Source organism: Silvimonas amylolytica, assembly GCF_014645555.1.
In the GTDB taxonomy this organism is placed as follows: Bacteria; Pseudomonadota; Gammaproteobacteria; order Burkholderiales; family Chitinibacteraceae; genus Silvimonas; species Silvimonas amylolytica.
In genome coordinates, this window is sequence record NZ_BMLY01000007.1 from 105,677 (window position 1) to 125,899 (window position 20,223).

23 protein-coding genes are annotated in these 20,223 nt (G+C 56.3%); 13 read left to right on the forward strand and 10 right to left on the reverse strand.

Annotation, left to right across the window (positions count from 1 at the left end):
• Positions 1 to 69 precede the first annotated feature (69 nt).
• Together IEX44_RS17695 and IEX44_RS17700 are read left to right on the forward strand one after the other, a co-directional pair.
• A complete protein-coding gene (locus tag IEX44_RS17695) occupies positions 70 to 666 on the forward strand; it encodes a 6-pyruvoyl trahydropterin synthase family protein (protein WP_188697179.1) in 597 nt (198 codons plus the stop codon).
• 68 nt (positions 667 to 734) lie between these two features.
• Positions 735 to 1,109, forward strand: a complete 375-nt coding sequence (locus IEX44_RS17700) for a nuclear transport factor 2 family protein (RefSeq protein ID WP_188697183.1) — start codon at positions 735 to 737, stop codon at positions 1,107 to 1,109.
• Between the two features lie 18 nt (positions 1,110 to 1,127).
• Here the strand turns inward: IEX44_RS17700 and hda are convergent, their stop codons facing one another.
• Entirely contained in the window at positions 1,128 to 1,799 is a 672-nt protein-coding gene (hda, locus tag IEX44_RS17705) for a DnaA regulatory inactivator Hda (RefSeq protein WP_188697186.1), read from the reverse strand.
• A gap of 290 nt (positions 1,800 to 2,089) precedes the next feature.
• Here hda and purM point away from each other — a divergent pair, with 290 nt between their 5' ends.
• The 5 genes from purM to IEX44_RS17730 all read left to right on the forward strand — a co-directional run bounded on the left by purM (position 2,090) and on the right by IEX44_RS17730 (position 7,252).
• Positions 2,090 to 3,133, forward strand: coding sequence for a phosphoribosylformylglycinamidine cyclo-ligase (gene purM / locus IEX44_RS17710; protein WP_188697189.1), 1,044 nt, complete (start codon positions 2,090 to 2,092; stop codon positions 3,131 to 3,133).
• A 68-nt stretch (positions 3,134 to 3,201) separates the two neighbouring features.
• Positions 3,202 to 3,810, forward strand: coding sequence for a phosphoribosylglycinamide formyltransferase (gene purN / locus IEX44_RS17715; RefSeq protein WP_188697192.1), 609 nt, complete (start codon positions 3,202 to 3,204; stop codon positions 3,808 to 3,810).
• Entirely contained in the window at positions 3,807 to 5,045 is a 1,239-nt protein-coding gene (locus IEX44_RS17720) for a DUF3108 domain-containing protein (RefSeq protein WP_188697195.1), read from the forward strand. Before purN ends, IEX44_RS17720 begins: the two co-directional genes overlap by 4 nt.
• 14 nt (positions 5,046 to 5,059) lie before the next feature.
• Positions 5,060 to 5,803, forward strand: coding sequence for a DUF3108 domain-containing protein (locus IEX44_RS17725; protein ID WP_188697199.1), 744 nt, complete (start codon positions 5,060 to 5,062; stop codon positions 5,801 to 5,803).
• 87 nt (positions 5,804 to 5,890) lie between these two features.
• Positions 5,891 to 7,252: an RsmB/NOP family class I SAM-dependent RNA methyltransferase gene (locus tag IEX44_RS17730; protein WP_188697203.1), complete on the forward strand. Its 1,362-nt coding sequence runs from the start codon at positions 5,891 to 5,893 to the stop codon at positions 7,250 to 7,252.
• A gap of 75 nt (positions 7,253 to 7,327) precedes the next feature.
• Here IEX44_RS17730 and IEX44_RS17735 read toward each other — a convergent pair whose 3' ends face one another.
• The 8 genes from IEX44_RS17735 to IEX44_RS17770 all read right to left on the reverse strand — a co-directional run bounded on the left by IEX44_RS17735 (position 7,328) and on the right by IEX44_RS17770 (position 13,428).
• Entirely contained in the window at positions 7,328 to 7,540 is a 213-nt protein-coding gene (locus IEX44_RS17735; RefSeq protein WP_188697206.1) for a hypothetical protein, read from the reverse strand.
• A gap of 405 nt (positions 7,541 to 7,945) precedes the next feature.
• Positions 7,946 to 8,395, reverse strand: coding sequence for a ClpXP protease specificity-enhancing factor (locus IEX44_RS17740; RefSeq protein ID WP_188697210.1), 450 nt, complete (start codon positions 8,393 to 8,395; stop codon positions 7,946 to 7,948).
• A gap of 72 nt (positions 8,396 to 8,467) precedes the next feature.
• Positions 8,468 to 9,073, reverse strand: coding sequence for a glutathione S-transferase N-terminal domain-containing protein (locus IEX44_RS17745; RefSeq protein WP_184102717.1), 606 nt, complete (start codon positions 9,071 to 9,073; stop codon positions 8,468 to 8,470).
• A 203-nt stretch (positions 9,074 to 9,276) separates the two neighbouring features.
• A complete protein-coding gene (locus IEX44_RS17750; protein ID WP_188697213.1) occupies positions 9,277 to 10,050 on the reverse strand; it encodes a cytochrome c1 in 774 nt (257 codons plus the stop codon).
• A gap of 11 nt (positions 10,051 to 10,061) precedes the next feature.
• The gene (locus IEX44_RS17755) at positions 10,062 to 11,402 is read right to left on the reverse strand and encodes a cytochrome b (protein WP_188697216.1); all 1,341 of its coding nucleotides are present in this window, start codon (positions 11,400 to 11,402) and stop codon (positions 10,062 to 10,064) included.
• 26 nt (positions 11,403 to 11,428) lie between these two features.
• Positions 11,429 to 12,016: a ubiquinol-cytochrome c reductase iron-sulfur subunit gene (petA, locus tag IEX44_RS17760; RefSeq protein ID WP_188697218.1), complete on the reverse strand. Its 588-nt coding sequence runs from the start codon at positions 12,014 to 12,016 to the stop codon at positions 11,429 to 11,431.
• A 150-nt stretch (positions 12,017 to 12,166) separates the two neighbouring features.
• The gene (locus IEX44_RS17765; RefSeq protein WP_188697220.1) at positions 12,167 to 12,679 is read right to left on the reverse strand and encodes a hypothetical protein; all 513 of its coding nucleotides are present in this window, start codon (positions 12,677 to 12,679) and stop codon (positions 12,167 to 12,169) included.
• A complete protein-coding gene (locus tag IEX44_RS17770; RefSeq protein WP_229679275.1) occupies positions 12,676 to 13,428 on the reverse strand; it encodes a Nif3-like dinuclear metal center hexameric protein in 753 nt (250 codons plus the stop codon). The genes IEX44_RS17765 and IEX44_RS17770 overlap by 4 nt, the downstream gene beginning before the upstream one ends.
• A 14-nt stretch (positions 13,429 to 13,442) precedes the next feature.
• On the opposite strand from IEX44_RS17770, the gene IEX44_RS17775 reads away from it, so the two are divergent.
• Complete coding sequence (locus IEX44_RS17775) at positions 13,443 to 14,609, forward strand: Do family serine endopeptidase (RefSeq protein ID WP_188697223.1); 1,167 nt, start codon at positions 13,443 to 13,445, stop codon at positions 14,607 to 14,609.
• A gap of 86 nt (positions 14,610 to 14,695) precedes the next feature.
• Here the strand turns inward: IEX44_RS17775 and IEX44_RS17780 are convergent, their stop codons facing one another.
• The gene (locus IEX44_RS17780) at positions 14,696 to 16,645 is read right to left on the reverse strand and encodes a monovalent cation:proton antiporter family protein (RefSeq protein WP_308423810.1); all 1,950 of its coding nucleotides are present in this window, start codon (positions 16,643 to 16,645) and stop codon (positions 14,696 to 14,698) included.
• Positions 16,646 to 16,794: 149 nt separating this feature from the next.
• On the opposite strand from IEX44_RS17780, the gene IEX44_RS17785 reads away from it, so the two are divergent.
• From IEX44_RS17785 to lptB, 5 genes are read left to right on the forward strand one after another with little or no spacing between them, the layout of a single operon-like run.
• Positions 16,795 to 17,772, forward strand: a complete 978-nt coding sequence (locus IEX44_RS17785; RefSeq protein ID WP_188697227.1) for a KpsF/GutQ family sugar-phosphate isomerase — start codon at positions 16,795 to 16,797, stop codon at positions 17,770 to 17,772.
• Between the two features lie 22 nt (positions 17,773 to 17,794).
• Positions 17,795 to 18,313, forward strand: coding sequence for a 3-deoxy-manno-octulosonate-8-phosphatase KdsC (kdsC, locus tag IEX44_RS17790; protein ID WP_188697230.1), 519 nt, complete (start codon positions 17,795 to 17,797; stop codon positions 18,311 to 18,313).
• Between the two features lie 9 nt (positions 18,314 to 18,322).
• Positions 18,323 to 18,907, forward strand: a complete 585-nt coding sequence (gene lptC, locus IEX44_RS17795) for an LPS export ABC transporter periplasmic protein LptC (protein ID WP_188697233.1) — start codon at positions 18,323 to 18,325, stop codon at positions 18,905 to 18,907.
• Complete coding sequence (gene lptA, locus IEX44_RS17800) at positions 18,879 to 19,448, forward strand: lipopolysaccharide transport periplasmic protein LptA (RefSeq protein WP_229679277.1); 570 nt, start codon at positions 18,879 to 18,881, stop codon at positions 19,446 to 19,448. Before lptC ends, lptA begins: the two co-directional genes overlap by 29 nt.
• Before the next feature lie 26 nt (positions 19,449 to 19,474).
• Positions 19,475 to 20,212 carry an LPS export ABC transporter ATP-binding protein gene (gene lptB / locus IEX44_RS17805; RefSeq protein WP_188697547.1) on the forward strand — a complete coding sequence of 246 codons (738 nt, stop codon included), beginning with the start codon at positions 19,475 to 19,477 and terminating at the stop codon, positions 20,210 to 20,212.
• Positions 20,213 to 20,223: the final 11 nt, after the last annotated feature.

Sequence of the window (20,223 nt, forward strand, 5' to 3'; positions counted from 1 at the left end):
ACCACCCCACATGCTTGAGCAGATGACCAGATTCTGATAAAACCCGAGTTCATTACTCAGGTTTTATTCATGCTGATCCGCAAGCTATTCAAGTTTGAAAGCGCGCATATCGTGCGCAATTGTTCATCCGACCGCTGTCGGCGTTCCATCCACGGCCACAGTTACAAAGTGGAAGTGCTGCTGGAAGCGCACGCGCTGGATAACGGCCAGATGGTGTACGACTTCGGCTTGATGAAGGGCACCATCAAGGACGTCATCGACGCGTTTGATCACGCGATCTGTTTCTGGGACAAGGACGATCCTGAGTACATTCGACTGTCGCAAGAGTTCTCTGCCCGCTGGATCAGCGTGCCGGTGTCGCCCTCTGCCGAGCAATTTGCGCGCATTTTCTTTGTCGTGATCGACGCCATTCTCAAGAACACCGTCATGCGTAACGGTGAGAGCGATGTGCGCCTGCATTCGGTAATCGCCCATGAAACCGAAACCGGCTACGCCCAGGCATTCCGGGAAGACGCAGAAAACGCGCGTATGGGTCTGATCAAACTCGAAGACCTGGTCTTTTCTGAGCAAGTGAAAGCGGAATGGCATGATCCAAAGATGATGGACAAACTCATTGCCGGTGAGCCCTTCGTCAACCCGGATGTGCCTTTGCAAGTACAGGGCTGAACCTCGGCGGAGACCTGCTGTAGGCCCCTTTGGTCTGAACTATATTGATCAGAAAGAGGGGTTACGCCATGTCTACGGATGAATCCATCAAGTCGCCCGAAGCGGTTGTGCAGGCGCAACTCGATGCCTACAACGACCACGACACAGATCGTTTTGTCGCCTGTTATGCGGAAGACGTGCGCGTTGCGGGCTGGCCTTCCAACGAGACGCGCATGGAAGGACGCTATGCGCTGGCCGCGTTCTACCGGTTACATCGCTTTAACCGGCCGACACTCAAAGCCGAACTGCAAAACCGCATTGTGTTTGGTAATACGGTCATTGATCACGAGATCATTACCGGCCTGGAAAATCACACTGTGACCGCTGTGGCGATCTATCGTGTGGATAACGACCTGATCAGCAGCGTGCATTTTGTGGAACGACCACCGGTACCGGATCGCTGAGCGCGATCGGTCTGATGCTCAAACGTGGCGATCACCCGCAAGAACATCCCGAATCAGTGGCACCGTGACCGGGCGCTTGGTAGACAGCGCATACCGGTTGGCCTGGTCCAGCACCGCCCGCAAGCTGGCCAGATCACGCGCGGTGTGGCGCAACAGATAGTCGGCCACTTCTGGCGGTAACTCAAAACCCGCTTCTCGCGCTTGCGCCTTGAGCGCCGCAATTTTGTCTGCGTCAGACAACGCCTTGAGTTGGTACACAAGGCCCCAACCCAGACGAGTGGTCAGATCATCCCGCAAATCAAGCTGCATGGGCGGTAACGATCCGGCCGCGAGTAAACGGCCACTGCCTTCGCGCAAGGTGTTGTAGTGGTCAAACAACCGGATCTGCTGGTCCGGATCAAGCGCTCCGACGTTATCCACAATCAGCGCTGCGGCCGGGTCGATGAAATCTGGCAGCGTTTCGCGCGCAGCGTTGATGTACAGCGCGCCGGCAAGGCGGCGAGCGGCAGCATCCAGCAAGTAAGATTTGCCCACGCCGTCACCACCCCACAGGTACAAAAAGCGGATGTCCGTCGCACCAGCCGCCCACTCGGCCAGCATGAACAGCGGTTCTGCGTTCTCGCCCGGCACAAAACCTTCGAAGCTGGGTGGCTGCGGCAGATACAGGTCAAGAATCAGTTGTTCGCTCATGCGCCCTCCTCTTTTTGCCAGGCGCAGGCGTGCCCCGCCACCGGTTGCACGAAGGCAACCTGACGATTTTGCAGGCAAAACAGACGGGGAGTCGGGCGTTTCATCTAAAGATGCGGTAAAATACTGGCCTTTTGTAGACCGGGCTTTTTGGCAAAAAGGCTGTCAATTCTAGCCGCAACGAGGCAATCCCGCCACGAACGGGGTAATCGGCCCGTTTAAACGGCACTTTCAGCCACCAACCAGCCCCCGCAGCAGACCTGCCACCTGATCTGGACCACGAGGCCATACGCATGACCACCACCCCCACCGGCTTGAGCTACCGCGACGCAGGCGTTGATATCGACGCGGGCGATCAACTTGTTGAAAACATCAAACCGTATGCCAAGCGCACGATGCGTCCGGAAGTGCTGGGCGGCCTCGGCGGCTTTGGCGCCATGGTGGAAATCTCCAAGAAATACAAAGAACCTGTACTGGTTTCCGGTACGGATGGCGTGGGCACCAAGCTCAAGCTGGCGTTTGAACTGAACCGTCACGACACCGTGGGTATCGACCTCGTTGCCATGAGCGTGAACGACATTCTGGTGCAAGGCGCAGAACCGTTGTTTTTCCTGGATTACTTTGCCTGCGGCAAGCTTGATGTCGATGCAGCCACCGAAGTGATCCGTGGCATTGCCCATGGCTGTGAACAAGCCGGTTGCGCCCTGATCGGCGGCGAAACCGCTGAAATGCCAGGCATGTACCCGGTGGGCGAATACGATCTGGCCGGCTTTGCAGTGGGTGTTGTCGAAAAAGCCAACATCATCACTGGCAAGACCATCAAGCCGGGCGATGTCGTACTGGGCCTGGCTTCCAATGGCGCGCACTCCAACGGTTATTCGCTGGTTCGCAAGATTTTGCATCTCTCTGAAGCCGACTACGCAGCTGAATTCGAAAACGGCAAGTCGCTGGCTGATGTCGTGATGGCACCGACCCGCATCTACGTGAAGCCGCTCTTGAAGCTGATGCAAACCCTGCCGGTCAAGGGCATGGCCCACATTACCGGCGGTGGCATCTCTGAAAACGTGCCGCGCGTTCTGCCGGAAAATACAGTGGCACAGATTGACGCCAAGAGCTGGGCCATGCCCAAGCTGTTCCAGTGGCTGCAAGAGAAAGGCGGTGTCGCTGCGGCGGAAATGTACCGCACCTTCAACTGCGGTATCGGCATGGTCGTGATCATTGGCGCCAAACACGCCGATGAAGCCACCAAACTGCTGCAGGCCGAAGGCGAAACCGTCTACCGTATCGGCGCCGTACGCGAACGTAACGGCGACGAACACCAGACCCAGGTCGCCTGATCGCAGTTCAGGATGTGAGGTGCGCGGGGGCTTCCTGCACACCTCACCCCACTCCTCCCGCGCCTCTCATGTCCAAAAACATCGTCATTCTGGTTTCCGGTCGCGGCAGCAATATGCGCAAGATCGTCGAAGCCGCCATTCCCGGTGCCCGCATTGCTGCTGTCATCTCTAACCGCCCAACCGCGGAAGGGCTGACCTGGGCAGAAGAGCGCGGCATTGCCACGGCTGCGCTGGATCACCGCAACTTTGACAGCCGGGACGCGTTTGATGCCGAGTTGGCCAAACTGATTGACAGCCATGCACCAGACCTCGTAGTGCTGGCCGGTTTCATGCGTATTCTCACGCCGGGCTTCGTTAATCACTACCAAGGTCGCCTGATTAACGTCCACCCCTCGCTACTGCCTGCATTTACCGGTCTGAACACACATCAACGCGCAATCGACGAGGGTGTGAAGCTGGCGGGTTGCACCATCCACTTCGTCACCGCAGAACTCGATCACGGCCCGATCATTGCGCAAGCTGCCGTACCGGTTCTGGAAGACGACACCGCAGAACGCCTGGCTGAACGCGTGCTGCAAGAAGAACACGAACTCTACCCGCTGGCCGTACGCTGGTTTGTGGAAAACCGGCTGACCATTGATGGCCACCGGGTACATGTGAGCCCGGCGCACGCATGAGCAAAACCGGCGCGTCCCACCGTTGGCGCGCTCCCCACTTTTTGCTGATCCTCGCCTTTGTGCTGTCATTGCTGACGCACATCTTTTCCGCAACTGGCGATCTGATTTACGACTGGTTCACCAACACGTCTCCCGACAAGCCCAACGAAAAACTGCGCAAACCAACGCGAACGCTCAAAAGCCAGGACTGGGAAGACGAGAAAAAACTGGCGGACGAGCTGAAGAATATCAAGCGTCCGGACATTCAGACTGTGTGGTTTGCAGCGAAAGTGCCGCCCAAGCCAGTGGTCGTTGCCAAGGCGGAACCCCCGCCACCCCCAACACCCCGGCTCGTGCCAAAACGAAAACCCAAGCCCGCAATCCGGTTAGCGAGTGCGGCGGCGAGTACGCCCATTGCCAGCAGTACGGCAATAGCCAGTGCCGCTGCCTCGGCACCCCAATCCTGGTTTGGCAATGCCAGTGCGCCGGCAAAAGCCAGCACGGTTGCCGCCGCCGCATTACCCCATCAAGCCAGCGCGGCGTCTGCGGTCGCGGCTACGCGCGCATCCAGCCCGGCCGTTGCAGCGGCGCCATCGGTGAACGCAGCCTTCCCCAAAACAGTCCACATTACCTATCGCTGGAAAGGATTTCCGGCAAAGCTGACCTGGACCGCCGGCGACGGACGATACACACTGGATATCGGTGCAGCCATGCTCGGGCGCAGCCGGGTATTCAGCAGCGTGGGCACAATCAGCAAGCGTGGACTGGCGCCAGAGCGCTTCAGCGACACGCGAGATGGCAAGCTGCAGAACGAAGCCCTGTTTGATTGGTCGGAACAAAAATTCGTGCTGCATGATGGCGACAAAACCATTGAGGGCCCATTGCAACCGGGTGACCAGGATTTGTTTTCTGCTGCATTTCAGTTCGCCCTACAGGGCGCAAGCATGCCGTCGTTCACATTCTCTTTAGCGAGTGGACGCAAGATTTATTCGAACGTGGCCTTCCAGATCATGGGCGAGAAAACATTGCGACTGTCCGGCAAAGACGTGGATGCCATCTTGCTGCGAGGTACGTTTGAAGACCGCGTGTTTGATTTCTGGCTGGCACCGCAATGGCACAATTTGCCAGTGCGCATGATTCTGAATGCAGGCAAGGATACCTATGATGTGTTTGCCAGCGACATCGACGCAGACGGCAAAACACTGCTGGAATCACCGACGCCCGGCCTCGACCAGCCGCACGGTCCGCGCGGCTGAACAAGGATCAATTCATGAAGCAATATGTATTCTCTTTACTGTTTGCGCTGTTCGCACTCGCGACATGGCCAACGCAAGCTGCAGAGGTGCCGGTTCGGCCGGCCAAAGATTTTCCGCATGATCTGGTCATTACTTATGTGTATCACGGCTTGCCCATTCCCATGCGGCTGAACTGGCAGGCTACCGAGGGCCGATATTCGCTCAAGCTGGGGGCCAATCTGTTTGGTCGTACTCGTGCTTTTACCAGCGACGGCCGTCTGGGCAAGAGCGGCCTTGAGCCGGAACACTTCACGGATATCCGTGATGGCAAATTACAGAATGAAGCCACCTTTGACTGGGCCAACCACCAGATCACACTGCATGATGGCGACAAAACCAGCACCGAAACGCTGGAAAAAGGTACTCAGGATCTGTTCTCCACCGCTTTCCAGTTCGCCATTGGTGGTGTCCGCAGCCAGAACTTCAGTTTCTCCATGGTGAGCGGTCGCAAGATTTATCCCCATGTTGCCTTTGAGGTGCAAGGGGAGAAAAACTGGCGGGTCGGTGGCCAGGTCGTCAAGGTCATCTTGTTGCGGGGCACCTTTGAAGATCGCGTATTTGATTTCTGGCTGGCCCCACAATGGTCTAACCTGCCTGTAAGAATGATCTTCAATCTGGGCAATGACGCGCCGCTGGATTTGTGGGCGACGGAGATCACCATAGACGGCAAGTCGGTGCTGGATGCACCGGCACCCACGGATTCTTCCGGCAAAGATTAACCAACAAACTGTCTGGCCGGTTTCTGGCTACAGCGTGCGTTTGCTCCGCTGTGGCTTTTTGCAAAATTACACGATCAAGTCAAAAACATGCTGCTTACCTCTGTTCAGTTCAACGCTGTCCTCGACGCGCTTGAACAAATCCTGCCATTCACTGCGCCTGCAGATGTCTGCATGTCGCGCCTTTTTCGCGAGCACAAAAAACTGGGCGCACGGGATCGCGGCATCATCGCCGAAACCGTGTTTGGCGTATTGCGCGCCTTGCCCAAACTGAAATGGATTGCGGGTGAATATGCCGGCGCCCGTCTATGGTTGCTGGCCTGGCATTCGGCGGTAGAAAAGCGCACGCTCAAAGAGTTGTCCACGTTCTACCGCGAAGATCAGCTGGAACTGGCCAAAGAGTGGAAAGCCAAAAAACTGGCCGATGCACCGCTCGGCGTTCGCGCCGGTTTCCCACAGTGGATTGTTGAGGCACTTCAGGCTGAAGGCCGCAGCGATGCAGAAATCCTGGAGTTGGGTTTGGGCCTGGGCCAACCCGCTCCGCTGGATTTGCGTGCCAACTTGCTGAAAAACAAGCGCGACGCGCTGCTGGAACAACTGCGTACTGAACACTTCCAGGCCGAACCAACACCTTATTCGCCTTGGGGCATTCGCCTTGGTGGCAAGCCTGCGCTCTCACGTCACCCTGGCTTTCTGGGCGGCCTGTATGAAGTCCAGGATGAAGGCAGTCAGCTGCTGACACTGCTGGCCGGTGTTCGTCGCGGTCAAATGGTGACTGATTTCTGCGCCGGGGCCGGGGGCAAAACGCTGGCGCTGGGTGCGCAAATGCAATCAACCGGCCGCCTGTATGCGTTTGATGTTTCTGAGAAGCGTCTGGCTAATCTCAAGCCCCGCCTGGCGCGTTCCGGTTTGTCCAACGTGCAGTCTCAACTGATCGCCTCAGAAAACGACCAGAAGATCAAGCGTCTTGCCGGCAAGATGGATGCCGTACTTGTTGATGCCCCCTGTTCTGGCCTGGGCACACTGCGCCGTAATCCAGACCTGAAGTATCGCCAGTCGCAAACATCGGTGGCTGAACTCAACGCCAAGCAAGCATCCATCCTCGCTTCAGCAGCACGTCTTGTGAAGACAGGTGGCCGACTGGTTTACGCAACTTGCAGTATTCTGGAAGCAGAAAACAGCGTTATCGTCGATACCTTCCTGGCCACCCACCCAGAATTTGAGCGCATCGATGTCCGCACGCTTCTGGCCAAAGAGAAAATTGACTTGCCGCTCGATGGTCCGGACCTGCGCATGACGCCGGTCAAGCATGGTACAGATGGCTTTTATGCTGCCGTGCTGCAACGTCGCTCCATGGCTGCCGTGGCCGATGAAGTCGCCGCCGCAGAGGCCGACCTGGATGCGGGTAACGATAGCGAAGCTGAAGTCGCAGCGATCGCGGGCGAATCCTGAGCTTCTCTCTTGCAGCAAAAAGCCCCGGCATGCCGGGGCTTTTTTTATACCAGTACTGTCGCTATGGAGATCGCGTTACTCAACGATCAGGGTCAGGTCTGTGACCTTTTCCATGCGCGAGTTGCCTGGGCCCCAACACACCTTGGCGCGGCCGCCCACCTGGTACATCACAATGCCATCGACCTGTTCCGGACCAACCAGACCACCAGCACGATTCACACGCATGTTCGGCTGCAGCTTGACGTCGTCAGAACCAATCTTGCCAAAAAACGGGATGCTGATACTCATGGTAGTTCTCCTTCAGGGCGACTTATTCAATGACTTCATCATACATCAAATGTAGTTTGACTACGTAACTAAATTTCATACGTTTGTCGGAAAAACTACATCGTCATATCCATAAGATTTGCCACCCCCAACTTTTTACAAAAATTAATTCATAAAAATCAATAACATAAATAGACTAAAACAATTTCATAGCAACAAAAACGGATGTTTTATGTAGTTTTTCAAATAAACAGAATGAACAAAACATCAAAAAAGATCACATTTGGTGCATTGTTACATCAAAATGAACGAGCATGCCCCACACTGGACCACTCACCACCAGACACGGCGGCATCATGGCCCGGATAATAAAAAACCCCGTCCGGCTGGACGGGGTTTTGCGATTACGTTGCGTTGCGCTGCTCTTTATTTAACCACGCGCAAGTGCGAGCGGCCTGCGGGTGGGCGCGGCGGCTCGTCGTCATCATCGTCATGCTTTGTTGCTTCATGACTGGTGGACGTTGTTTGCAAAGTGGCGTTGGCTACCGGCGCCTCTTCAGGCGGGGCTTCATATTCAAAGCCCATACCCTCGCCATTTTCACGCGAGAAAATCGACACGACTGCCCCCACCGGAATCATGATGTCCCGCGAGACACCATTGAAACGGGCCGAGAACGACACGTAGTCATTACCCAGGTTGAGATTACGGGTGGCGTTATAGCTGATGTTCAGTACGATCTCACCATTTTTCACGTACTCCATCGGTACCTGCATTTCACCGCGTACGGCAACGACCAGGTAAGGCGTGAAATCATGGTCCGAACACCATTCGTGAATAGCGCGAATCAGGTACGGTTTGGTCGACACAGAAGACATGAATGTACCCCGACGGTCTGCAAAACGACGGGGCCGCCAGCAACGGCGGCCCGCATCATTCACATTCTATGTTTATTTGCGCATCGCTTTTTCGTTGGCAGTCAACGAATCGATGAACGCTTGACGGCTGAACAGACGCTCACCGTATTTGAGGATGGAAGCCAGCGGCTTGGTCACTTCGATGCCGTAATGCTCAAAGCGCCACAGCAACGGGGCAATCGCAACATCCAGCATAGAGAACTCTTCACCCAGCATATACTTTTGCTTGGCAAACAGCGGAGCAATCTGGGTCAGGTTGTCGCGAATGGTCACGCGAGCAGTATCCTGCGCCTTTTTAGTTGCTGTGCCGTCTTCCAGGGTTTTGACGTGCACAAACAGTTCACGTTCGAAGTTGAACAACATCAAACGGGCACGAGCACGCATAACCGGATCAACCGGCATCAGTTGCGGATGCGGAAAGCGCTCATCAATGTATTCGTTGATGATATTGGACTCATACAGGGTCAGATCGCGCTCGACCAGAACCGGCACTTCGTTGTACGGGTTCATGACCGCGAGGTCTTCCGGCTTGCTATGCACATCGACGTCGATGATCTCGAAATCCATGCCTTTTTCAAACAACACAATACGGCAACGGTGGCTGAACGGGCAGGACGTGCCGGAATACAGCTTCATCATGGGCGGGTTTCTCCGGAATGCTGGAATGCAAAACGTTGAATTGTAAAGATTTTGCTGATACAAAGCCAGAAATTGCTTGATAAGCAATTGAATACAAAAACAAATATCAGCAAATAAAAATACAACAGCGTGGTGGGCACTACGCCCTGAAGACAACAAAAAAACGGAGCCGCAGCCCCGTTTTTTTGTTGTCTGAAAAGCACTTAGTGTTCGACATCTTTCCAGTAGTCTTTCTTGAGCAGGTAGACGAGCGGGAACAGAACAAACAAGAGGAACAAGAGCACGGCATAGCCAATCTGCTCACGGTGAATCTGGGATGGCTCACTCATGTAGACCATGAAGTTCACCAGATCACCCACACGCTTGTCGTACTCGGCGGCATCAACCTTGTCGCCATCCAGCCGAGTCAACAAGCCGGTTTTTTCCAGCTTGAGCCCATCCAGCACCTGGACATCCTTGCCGTTTACCTTTTCGGTCTTGTAAACCGGCACCTGGATACCCTGAAGCTCCCACAGCACGTGTGGCATGCCAACCTTATCAAATACCGCGTTGTTCCAGCCCGTCGGGCGGCTGTCATCGCGATAGAACGAGCGCAGATAAGTGTATAGCCAGTCCGCACCACGGGCCCGTGCTTCGACCGAGAGATCTGGCGGTGCAGCCCCCAGCCAGACCTTGGCGTCGCTCACCTGCATGGCCACCCGCATGGGGTTACCCACCTTATCAGTGGCGAACATCAGGTTTTTTTTGATCTGGTCTTCAGTCAGGCCCAGATCGGTCAGCCGGTTATAGCGCAGCAACGCTGCACCGTGACAGGACAAACAATAGTTGGTAAAGGTCTGTGCGCCACGCTGCAGCGATTCGACGTCCTGCAGATTGACGGGGGCTTTATCCAGTTCCGGGCCGCCTTCCTCAGCAAATGCCGTCAAGGGCAGGCACAGTACTGCAGCAACAAGCCAAGCTCGCAGATTCAGTTTCATGTGCGTTGTCCTTAGATCACTTTGGCAAAAAGTGCGGCCAGCACAAAGGTGATCGCCACGTATATGAAGAAACGGATCTTCTGTTGCGTTGTGCTGTTGGTGGTCCGTTCCGGCACAGGCTTGTAGCTGTCCATCTTTGTATAAAACGGCATACCGACAAAGAAGGCGAAGTACACCACCGACAAGATGCGCGACACAATCGTACGAATGTCTGTTGGTGGCAGTGCACCCAGAATGCCAAGCCCGATAAACGCGACCAGGAACAGGACTACCGCTGTCTTGAAGAACGGCCCACGGTAGCGAATCGACTTGACCGGCGCACGATCCAGCCACGGCAGCAGCGCAATCATGATCACCGCAGCACCCATGGCCAGCACACCCCAGACCTGTGTGCCCAGGAACGACGGCACGGCACGCAAGATCGCGTAGAACGGGGTGAAGTACCAGACGGGCGCAATGTGTGGCGGTGTCTTGAGCGGATCCGCCGGAATAAAGTTGTTGTCTTCAAGGAAATAGCCAAACATATTGGGCTTGAAGAACACGATAGTGCTGAACACAATCAGGAACACCACCACACCCAGGATATCCTTGACCGTATAGTGCGGGTGCATGGGAACGCTATCGAGCGGAATGCCAGTCCGCGGGTCCTTGTGCTTCTTGATATCCACGCCATCAGGGTTGTTGGAGCCCACTTCATGCAGCGCGATCAGGTGCGACACCACCAGCGCCAGCAGCACCAGCGGTACAGCAATCACGTGCAGGGCAAAAAAGCGGTTGAGCGTGGCATCAGACACGACATAGTCACCACGGATGAACTCGGACAGGCTCTGGCCAATAACGGGGATCGATGAGAACAGATTCACGATCACCTGAGCGCCCCAGAACGACATTTGCCCCCACGGCAACAAATATCCCAGAAAGGCCTCTGCCATCAGGCACAGGAACACCAGAGAGCCGAACACCCAGATCAGTTCGCGCGGTTTCTGGTAAGAACCGTAAACCAGGCCGCGAAACATATGCAGGTACACGACGACAAAAAACATCGAGGCGCCGGTGGAATGGATGTAGCGGATGATCCAGCCGCCCGCCACATCACGCATGATGTATTCGACGGAATTGAACGCAACCGAAATGCTGGTGCCCGGAATGAGAGATCCATCCGGTTTGTAGTTCATGGTCAGGAAAATACCGGTGACAATCTGGATCACCAGTACCAGCAGCGCCAATGAACCGAAGAAGTACCAGAAATTGAAATTCTTGGGCGCGTAGTACTCCGACATCTGCGCCTTCCAGGTTGCCGTCAGCGGAAAGCGATCGTCTACCCAGTTAAGTAGCTGTTGTGCTTTGCTCATGTCTGAAGCCTCTGTAGAGGTGCCGGTTATTTGGTTTCTTCGCCGATACGCAAACTGGTGTCGGAGATGAATTTATAAGGTGGGATCGGCAGGTTCAGGGGCGCCGGCACACCGGAATAAACCCGGCCGGCAAGGTCGTACTTCGAGCCATGACAGGGGCAGTAGTAGCCGCCCAGCCAGTCAGCGCCAAGATCTGCGGGGGCAATGTCAGGGCGATATGTCGGAGAACAGCCCAGGTGGGTACAGACGCCCACCGCAATCCAGATCTCGGGCTTGAGCGAACGCCATGCGTTATGCGCGTAGTCGGGTTGATCGCTGGAGTCTGATTTGGGATCGGACAGTTTGCTGTCCAGTTTGGGCAGGTTATCGAGCATTTCTTTGGTGCGTTTGACAACCCAGACAGGTTTGCCACGCCACTCGACGTCGATCTTCTGGCCCATTTCAAGCTTGCTGATGTCTACCTCAACCGGAGCGCCCGCCGCCTTGGCGCGCTCGGATGGCAGGAAACTGGCAATAAAGGGTGTTGCGATTCCTGCAACAGCGACTGCGCCCGCCCCACTACTGGCCAGAAGCAGAAACCGCCGTTTACCGCTATCAACGTGCTGGTCACTCATAACCCCATCCCTGACAAATTATTGGAAATGGAACGCAAGAAACAAAGACCAGGCCACACTGCAGCGAGGTCGAGGCCGATGCTGCTTGTAAGACGCCAGAAATTCTACCCGACGTGCGGCTTAACTAAAAGCCGCATGTACAACAATGGCTTACCAGCCACTATTGGTGTTGTAACCAGCCAGTTCTTTTGAAAGTTTGTCGGCTACAACACTGGTGACTTCTGCAACGCGCTCCCTGGCCGTTCCAGGATAGCTGACTTGAAACACTCTTGCCGAAAGATTCAGCCCTTTGCTGGCCGGGCTCAACAAATACAGCATTCGTGCTTCCGTAGGTTGACTTGCGTTTGGAACACTCTCTGCAAACTCAACCCTCATACTGGAACGACTACGCACACTCATGCCTTTGCCAGTCCGGAACTTCACGATGTCATCAAGAATAGCCTGGGGTTTGCGGCCGGTAATGAGTACGGTCGGCGTCGGGCCTGGTGCGGGCAGTTTTGTTTCAGGCGCCGACGCACCGGCTGTTGTTTTGCCGTTGGTACCCGCGGTCTCGCCTGGGGGCGTGGCGCAGGCAACCAGCAAAAGCGGACAAGCCAGGGCAGCGGCACGCGCAGCATGCAGGGAAAATATCTGGTGCAAATTGATCTGGAGCAAATTCTTCATACCGGGTTGGGCACTTCAAGGTGAATGACATCAAGACCAAAGCGATCAGCGAGATGATCGCCCAGTGCGCGCACGCCGCCACGCTCGGTGGCATGATGCCCGGCCGCCAGATAGGTCACGCCGGACTCGGCCGCAAGATGGGTGACAAATTCAGAACTTTCACCCGATACAAAACAATCTATATCAAGCGTAGCGGCTTCGTGAAAGAAACTCTGCGCGCCGCCCGTACACCAGCCGATGCGGCGAAGCTCTCTTTCGGCTGGCCCAAGTATCAGTGGTGTACGGCCAGTGGCCGACTCCAGCCGGTTCGCCAGTTGGCGGACAGTCACAGGCACATTGAATGTGCCGACCGCACCGAGCATCTGATCGCCGAAGAAGGTGTCGGCGGTCACACCCATCAATTGCCCCAGCGTTGCGTTATTACCGACTTCCGGATGCGCATCAAGCGGCAGATGGTAAGCAAAGAGGTTAAGATCAGCAGCGAGCAAAGCAGCGATTCGGGCCTTTTTGGTCCGTACAATGGATTGGGATTCGCCTTTCCAGAAAAATCCGTGATGCACGAGCAAAGCATCCGCACCCGCTTCGATCGCAAGTTCGATAGCAGCAAGGCTTGCAGTCACTGCGGTGGCCAGCCGGGCAACCGGCTCGCGGCCTTCAACCTGCAAGCCGTTGGGACAATAATCCCGAAAGCGCGATACGGATAAATATTGTTCGATATACTTTTCCAGTACCTGTCTGTTCACCGGCATTGAACCGCGTTCCTATGAAAAAACTCTGGTTGATTTTCGCACAAACCACTACGGTCGGGCTTGCGATCTGGTTCCTTGCCACGATCCTGCATCCCGAGTGGCTACCGCAGCGCGCGATCCGCGATGTAGTGACCCTGCGCGAAGGGAATGCGGCCTCTGCGCCCCAAAGTCTCGTGGCATCGGCACCGGCTTCTCATGTCGTTACCAGCTACAGCCACGCGGCCCATCGCGCCATGCCGGCCGTGGTCAATATCTACACATCCAAGGAAGTGCGCTCGTCCCGCCACCCCATGCTCAACGATCCGGCCTTCCGGCGTTTCTTTGGCAACGATGATGCGCAGCGCGCGTCCAGCCTGGGTTCCGGTGTGATCGTGTCAGACAAGGGCTACATCATCACCAACAATCATGTGGTCGAATCGGCAGACGAAATCGAAGTTGCGCTGGCCGATGGGCGTACCGCAGAGGCGAAGGTCGTCGGTGCGGATCCCGATACCGATCTGGCCGTCATCAAGGTGGATGAAGGTATCTTGCCGCCGATCGCATTTGCTGACACCGACAAGCTGCAAGTCGGCGACGTGGTACTGGCCATCGGCAACCCGTTTGGTGTCGGTCAGACCGTGACCATGGGGATTGTTTCTGCGCTCGGCCGTTCGCAGTTGGGGATTAACACATTTGAAAACTTCATCCAGACCGACGCGCCGATTAATCCGGGCAATTCGGGTGGTGCGCTTGTGGATACCGATGGCAATCTGGTCGGTATCAATGCTGCGATTTATTCGCAATCAGGCGGATCGCTAGGCATTGGTTTTGCCATTCCTGCCTCGACGGTCAAACAGGTGATGGAAGCCATTATCAAAGATGGCAAGGTGACACGCGGCTGGCTGGGCGTAGAAGCACAGGACGTCACGCCTGAGCTGGCCGCCAGTTTCAAGCTCAAACAGGCGCACGGTGCGCTGATCGCGGGCGTGGTGCGGGGCAGCCCGGCTGAAAAGTCCGGCATTAAACCCGGCGACATCCTGCTGTCTGTCGCGGGCAAAGACATCCAGGATTCGTCCGCCATGCTCAATGAAGTGGCCGCACTCAAGCCAGACGAAACCGCGCCCATGCATCTGTTCCGCAATGGCAAGGACATAACGCTGGATGTGAAGATCGGTCGCAGGCCCCGAATCGCCCAGCGTTAATAGCAGCCAATGCGTTCAGGAATGAAAAAGCCGCAGCAAACAAGCTGCGGCTTTTTTCTTGCCGGGATAAACGAGCAGACACCCGGTTAACGTCGCCCGCCACCCAGCAGCAACATCTCCGCGGCAGAGAGATTTTCAGGCTCCCCCAACAGGACCAGCACATCTCCCTCTTGCAACTCCATGTCTGGCTCCGGCACGGACGCGGGCAGGTTGGTACGACGCAGGTTTTTGACATCTACGTGCATGGCGTTGAGGTCCAGATCAGCAAGTTTGCGACCAATAGCTGATGCGCCCTTGATCAAATGCACGCTATGCAAGCGTGGTTGTGAGCGCTCCGCACCTTCAAGGTCATCATTCACACTACGGAAAAAGCCGCGGAACATCTGGTAGCGCGCTTCCCGCACTTCACGAATACGCTTGAGCACACGGTTAAGTGGTGTCCCAAGCAGCATCAAGGTATGAGAGGCCAGCATCAGGCTACCTTCCAGAATTTCTGCCACGACTTCGGCCGCACCCGCAGCCTTGAGTTTGTCGATGTCAGATTCATCGTAAGTACGCACAATCACCGGCAAATCCGGCCGCAGTTGCTTGGCCAGTTCGAGAATCTGCAAGGCAGAATGAGTGTCCGCATAAGTCACGACCAGGGCACGGGCCCGCATCAAGCCTGCAGCCAGCAACACTTCACGCTTGGCTGCATCACCATAAACGACCGAATCCCCCGCTGCGCCAGCCTCGCGGACCACTTCGGGATCTAGATCAAGCGCAAAGAACGGGATGTTTTCCTGGGAGAGCAAGCGAGCGAGTGACTGCCCGCTACGGCCATAGCCACACAGCACGACGTGCCCTTGTGCACCCATGGAGCGCACGGCGATCTGGTGCAGATTGGCAGCCATGTTCATCCATTCTGAACTGGCAAGACGCAGCACCAGTTTGTCACTGTGCTGGATCACAAAGGGCGTCGCCAGCATGGAGAGCACAATCCCCGCAATCGTCGCCTGTTGCAACTCTGCAGATATCAGCCCGTTGCTGGCTGACAGCGCCAGCAACACGAAGGCAAATTCCCCCCCCTGCCCCAGCGTGAACCCTGTCCGCAGACTCGGGCCAGGTGCAGACCCGAACAGCCGTGCCAGACCCGCAATCAGCATCATTTTGCCCGGCCCCATCAACCCCAGCACCACGATGACCAACCACCACTGCCGCAACAGCGTGTGGAAATCCAGATTCATGCCGACCGTAACAAAGAAAAGCCCCAGCAATAGATCACGGAATGGCCGGATATCGTCTTCCACCTGATAACGGTACTGGGTTTCGGCAATCAACATACCTGCCAGGAATGCCCCCAGCGCCATCGACAAACCAGCCAGATCAGTCAGCCAGGCAATACCCAGCGTGATGAACAAGAGGTTGATCATGAAGAGTTCGCTGGAATGCTGCCGGGCCACAAGATTGAACCAGGGCCGCATCAGTTTCTGGCCCAGATACAGCAGCAAGAACAACACAACGCCGATTTTCAGAACAGCCAGACCCAGCGCGTAGAACATTTCGCTTGGCGGTCGACTCAACGCGGGCGTCATGATCAACATGGGCACCACCGCCAGGTCCTGAAACAGCAACACGCCGACTGCATTGAGCCCATGTGGGGCGTTCAATTCATTGCGTTCCGCCAGCAGCTTGGACACCATGGCGGTGGAGGACATCGCCAGTGCACCGCCCAGCGCCATGCCGGTTTTCCAGTCACCCCCGCCGATCAGCGCAACCGCGCAGACCAGCAACGCGGTTGCCAGCACCTGCGTGAACCCAAGGCCGAATACCACCTTGCGCATTGCCATCAATCGCGCCAGATTGAATTCCAGACCTAACGTAAACATCAGGAACACCACACCAAATTCGGCCAGGTGTTCCGCGCCCGTAGAGGTATCGATAAAGCCGAGCGCATGCGGACCGATCAACATGCCGACCACCAGATAACCCAGCATGGCAGGCAGTTTCAGGCTCCGGCACGCAACGACCGTCAGAACGGCCGCGGCCAGCAGCAAAAGAAGCGATGAGAGGTGAATAGTGGCTCCCGACGGCGCTGGTTAACAAAGAAAGAGGCTCTGAGTATAGCTAAACAGCATACCGGCCAGCCTGTCTTGTCACAACGTCGCTAGCAGTTTTCGTGCCCGGTCTTTTATACTTGATCACCATGACATCTACAGATAACTCCCGTTTTCTGGATCGCGCCCGGCATGTGTTGTCCATTGAGGCCACCGCGATCGAGAACATTGCCAGCAAACTTGATGCCACTTTTGGTGAGGCCTGCGCACTGATGCTGGCCTGCCAGGGCCGCATTGTCGTGACCGGCATGGGCAAATCCGGGCATATTGCCCGCAAGATTGCCGCGACCATGTCCAGCACCGGCTCGCCTGCGCTCTTCTTGCATCCGGCGGAGGCCGCACATGGTGATCTGGGCATGATCACCGCCAACGACGTGGTGCTGGCGCTTTCATATTCGGGCGAATCCGACGAATTGCTGACCATTTTGCCCAGCATCAAGCGTATGGGCGTGCCCCTGATTGCCATGACCGGCAATGCGAAATCCACGCTGGCGCGTGAAGCGCAAATCTGGCTCGATTCTTCCGTTGAACAGGAAGCCTGCCCGCTCAACCTTGCCCCCACAGCCAGCACCACCGTCGCCCTGGCGCTGGGCGATGCGCTGGCCGTGGCGATGCTGGAGGAACGTGATTTCAGCGCAGAAGATTTTGCCCACTCTCATCCTGGCGGTAGTCTTGGCCGACGCCTGCTGGTCCGGGTGAGCGATGTGATGCGCCAGGGCGATGAGTTGCCCACGGTGCATCTGAATACGCCGCTACGCGATGCGCTGATGGAAATTAGCCGCAAAGGTCTGGGTATGACTGCGGTCATGGATGACCACGGCGTTTTGGCTGGCATTTTTACCGATGGTGATTTGCGTCGCGCGCTGGATCGGGGTGTTGACGTGCACCAGACCCGCGTACTTGAAGTCATGACGCTCAACCCCATCACCATAGAAGCGGGCAAGCTGGCAGCCGAAGCCGTCCGCATCATGGAAGAACGCCGAATTGGCGCCCTGCTGGTTACCACTGGTGGCAAACTGGCCGGCGCTTTGAACATGCATGATCTGCTGCGCGCCCGCGTAGTCTGACCGGCAAGAAACAGGACAAACAATGAATTCGCAAGCCGCAAAAGCCGTGCGCCTGATGATTTTTGACGTAGACGGCGTCATGACCGACGGCAGCCTGTACTACACCGACGCCGGTGAAGAGCTGAAAGCCTTTAACTCGCTGGATGGCCATGGTATCCGCATGCTGCAAGATAGCGGCGTCAAGGTAGCCATCATCACCGGTCGCAAATCGAAGCTGGTGGAACACCGTGCGCGCAATCTGGATATCGAACTCCTGTACCAGGGAGCCAGCGATAAACTGGCCACCTTCGCCGAGTTGCTCGAAACGACCGGCCTGACTCAGGAACAATGTGGCTACATGGGTGATGACGTGATCGATCTGCCCGTCATGCGGCGTGTCGCTTTTGCGATCTCGGTACCGGATGCGCCGCACATTGTTCGCAGCAACGCCCACTATGTGACAGACGCGCGCGCCGGGCACGGTGCAGTCCGTGAAGCCTGTGAGAGCATCATGCAGGCACAAGGCACATTCGATGGCATCATGGCCTGGTATCTTCGGTAAGGACGTTTTGTGAACAGCTTGTCTTCGCGACTTCTGCCGGTTGTCCTGATTATTTTCCTGGCCTTGCTGGTCTGGGGTTTGAACACGGCTGCCACGCTGCCCGCCCTGAACGACACGCGCCTTGCGAATGAACCCAACCTGATCGCCGAGCACTCGCACACCGTGCGCTTTAACGATAAGGGGCAACCTTATCAGCGACTGGATGCCGACAAAGCCAGCCATTACGAAGAAAATGATTCGGCATGGTTCGACAACCCGCATCTGGTATCCACTATTCCGGGCCAGCCCAGGGTCGATCTGGTCACCACGCGCGTGCAGTCGATCAATCGCGGTGACAAGTTCTGGGCGCCAGATCCGGTCACGGTCACTCGTCAGCCTGATGAGAAACATGCCGAAATGATCGTCAAGGGCACGCAGGTCTGGTATCAACCCAAACCGGGCCTGGCCTGGTCCGACGCACCAGTTGTCGCTGACATGGGCAACAATTATCACGCCAACGGGGTCGGTTTTCAGGCAGACATCACCGATCAGACCCTTCTTCTCAAATCCAGAGTGAGCACCCTTTATGTCCCTGCGCCACGCAGCAGCAAATAGCGTCCTTTTCGCCAGCCTGGCGCTGGCCATGACCATCGCATTTGCCTCGACCGCCGACCGCGAGAAACCGCTCAAGGTCGAAGCCGATTCGGCCACGTACGACCAGAAAACCAACACGGGCGTATACACAGGCAACGTGATCGTGACGCAAGGCTCCATGACACTGCGCTCTGACAAACTGACAGTGCATCAGGATGCCGACGGCATGCAGTACTCCCAGGGTGACGGCCGTCCGGTGAAATTCCGGCAACAGGCCGACGATGGTGAATGGGTTGATGCTGAGGCCCTGCATTACGATTACAACCAGAAAACCGGTTTTCTGGTGCTGACCAACAAGGCCTGGGTACGCAAAGGCCAGAACGAAGTGTTTGGCGACGTAATCACCTACAACCTCAATACCGATCAGTACGCAGCCACGAGCAACAAAACCGGTGCTGGCCGCGTGAACGTGACCATCGTGCCCAAGAAGAAAGATGCCAGCGCGCCGGCCGCCAAGCCTGCAGCCACGCCGGCGAGCGATACCACAAGCGAGAAACAATGAGCGCCAACCAGACCCCCAACGGCCCCATGACCCAACCGCTAACCGCTTCCCTGAACGCAACCGGACTGATGAAGCGTTATCGCAAGCGCACGGTTGTACGTGATGTCTCGATCCGCGTTGACGCGGGCGAAGTCGTGGGCCTGCTTGGCCCCAACGGCGCCGGCAAAACCACCAGTTTTTACATGATCGTAGGCATGGTGGCCGCCGACGGCGGCGAGATCAGCCTGAATGGTCAGGATATCAGCCGCTTGCCCATGCATGAGCGTGCACAACTGGGTCTGGGATATCTGCCACAAGAAGCATCCATCTTTCGCAAGATGACCGTGGCACAGAACATTCTGGCCGTACTTGAGTTGCGTGAGAAAAATACCGCCCGCCGGGCAGAGCGACTGGAAGAGTTGTTGCATGAACTGCACATTGCCCATCTGCGTGACAGCGGCGCGATGAGCCTCTCTGGTGGCGAACGACGCCGGGCGGAAATCGCCCGCGCGTTGGCTGCTGATCCGCGCTTTATTTTGCTGGATGAACCGTTCGCTGGCGTGGATCCGATCGCCGTGATGGATATCCAGCGCATTATTGCCTACCTGCGTGATCGTGGCATTGGTGTGCTGATCACCGACCATAACGTGCGGGAAACACTGGGCATTTGTGATCGTGCCTACATCATTTCTGAAGGCGCAGTCATGGCTTCGGGCCATCCCGCAGAGATCATTGCCAACGAACAGGTGCGCAAAGTGTACCTGGGCGAACACTTCCGGATGTAACCCTGCATGGC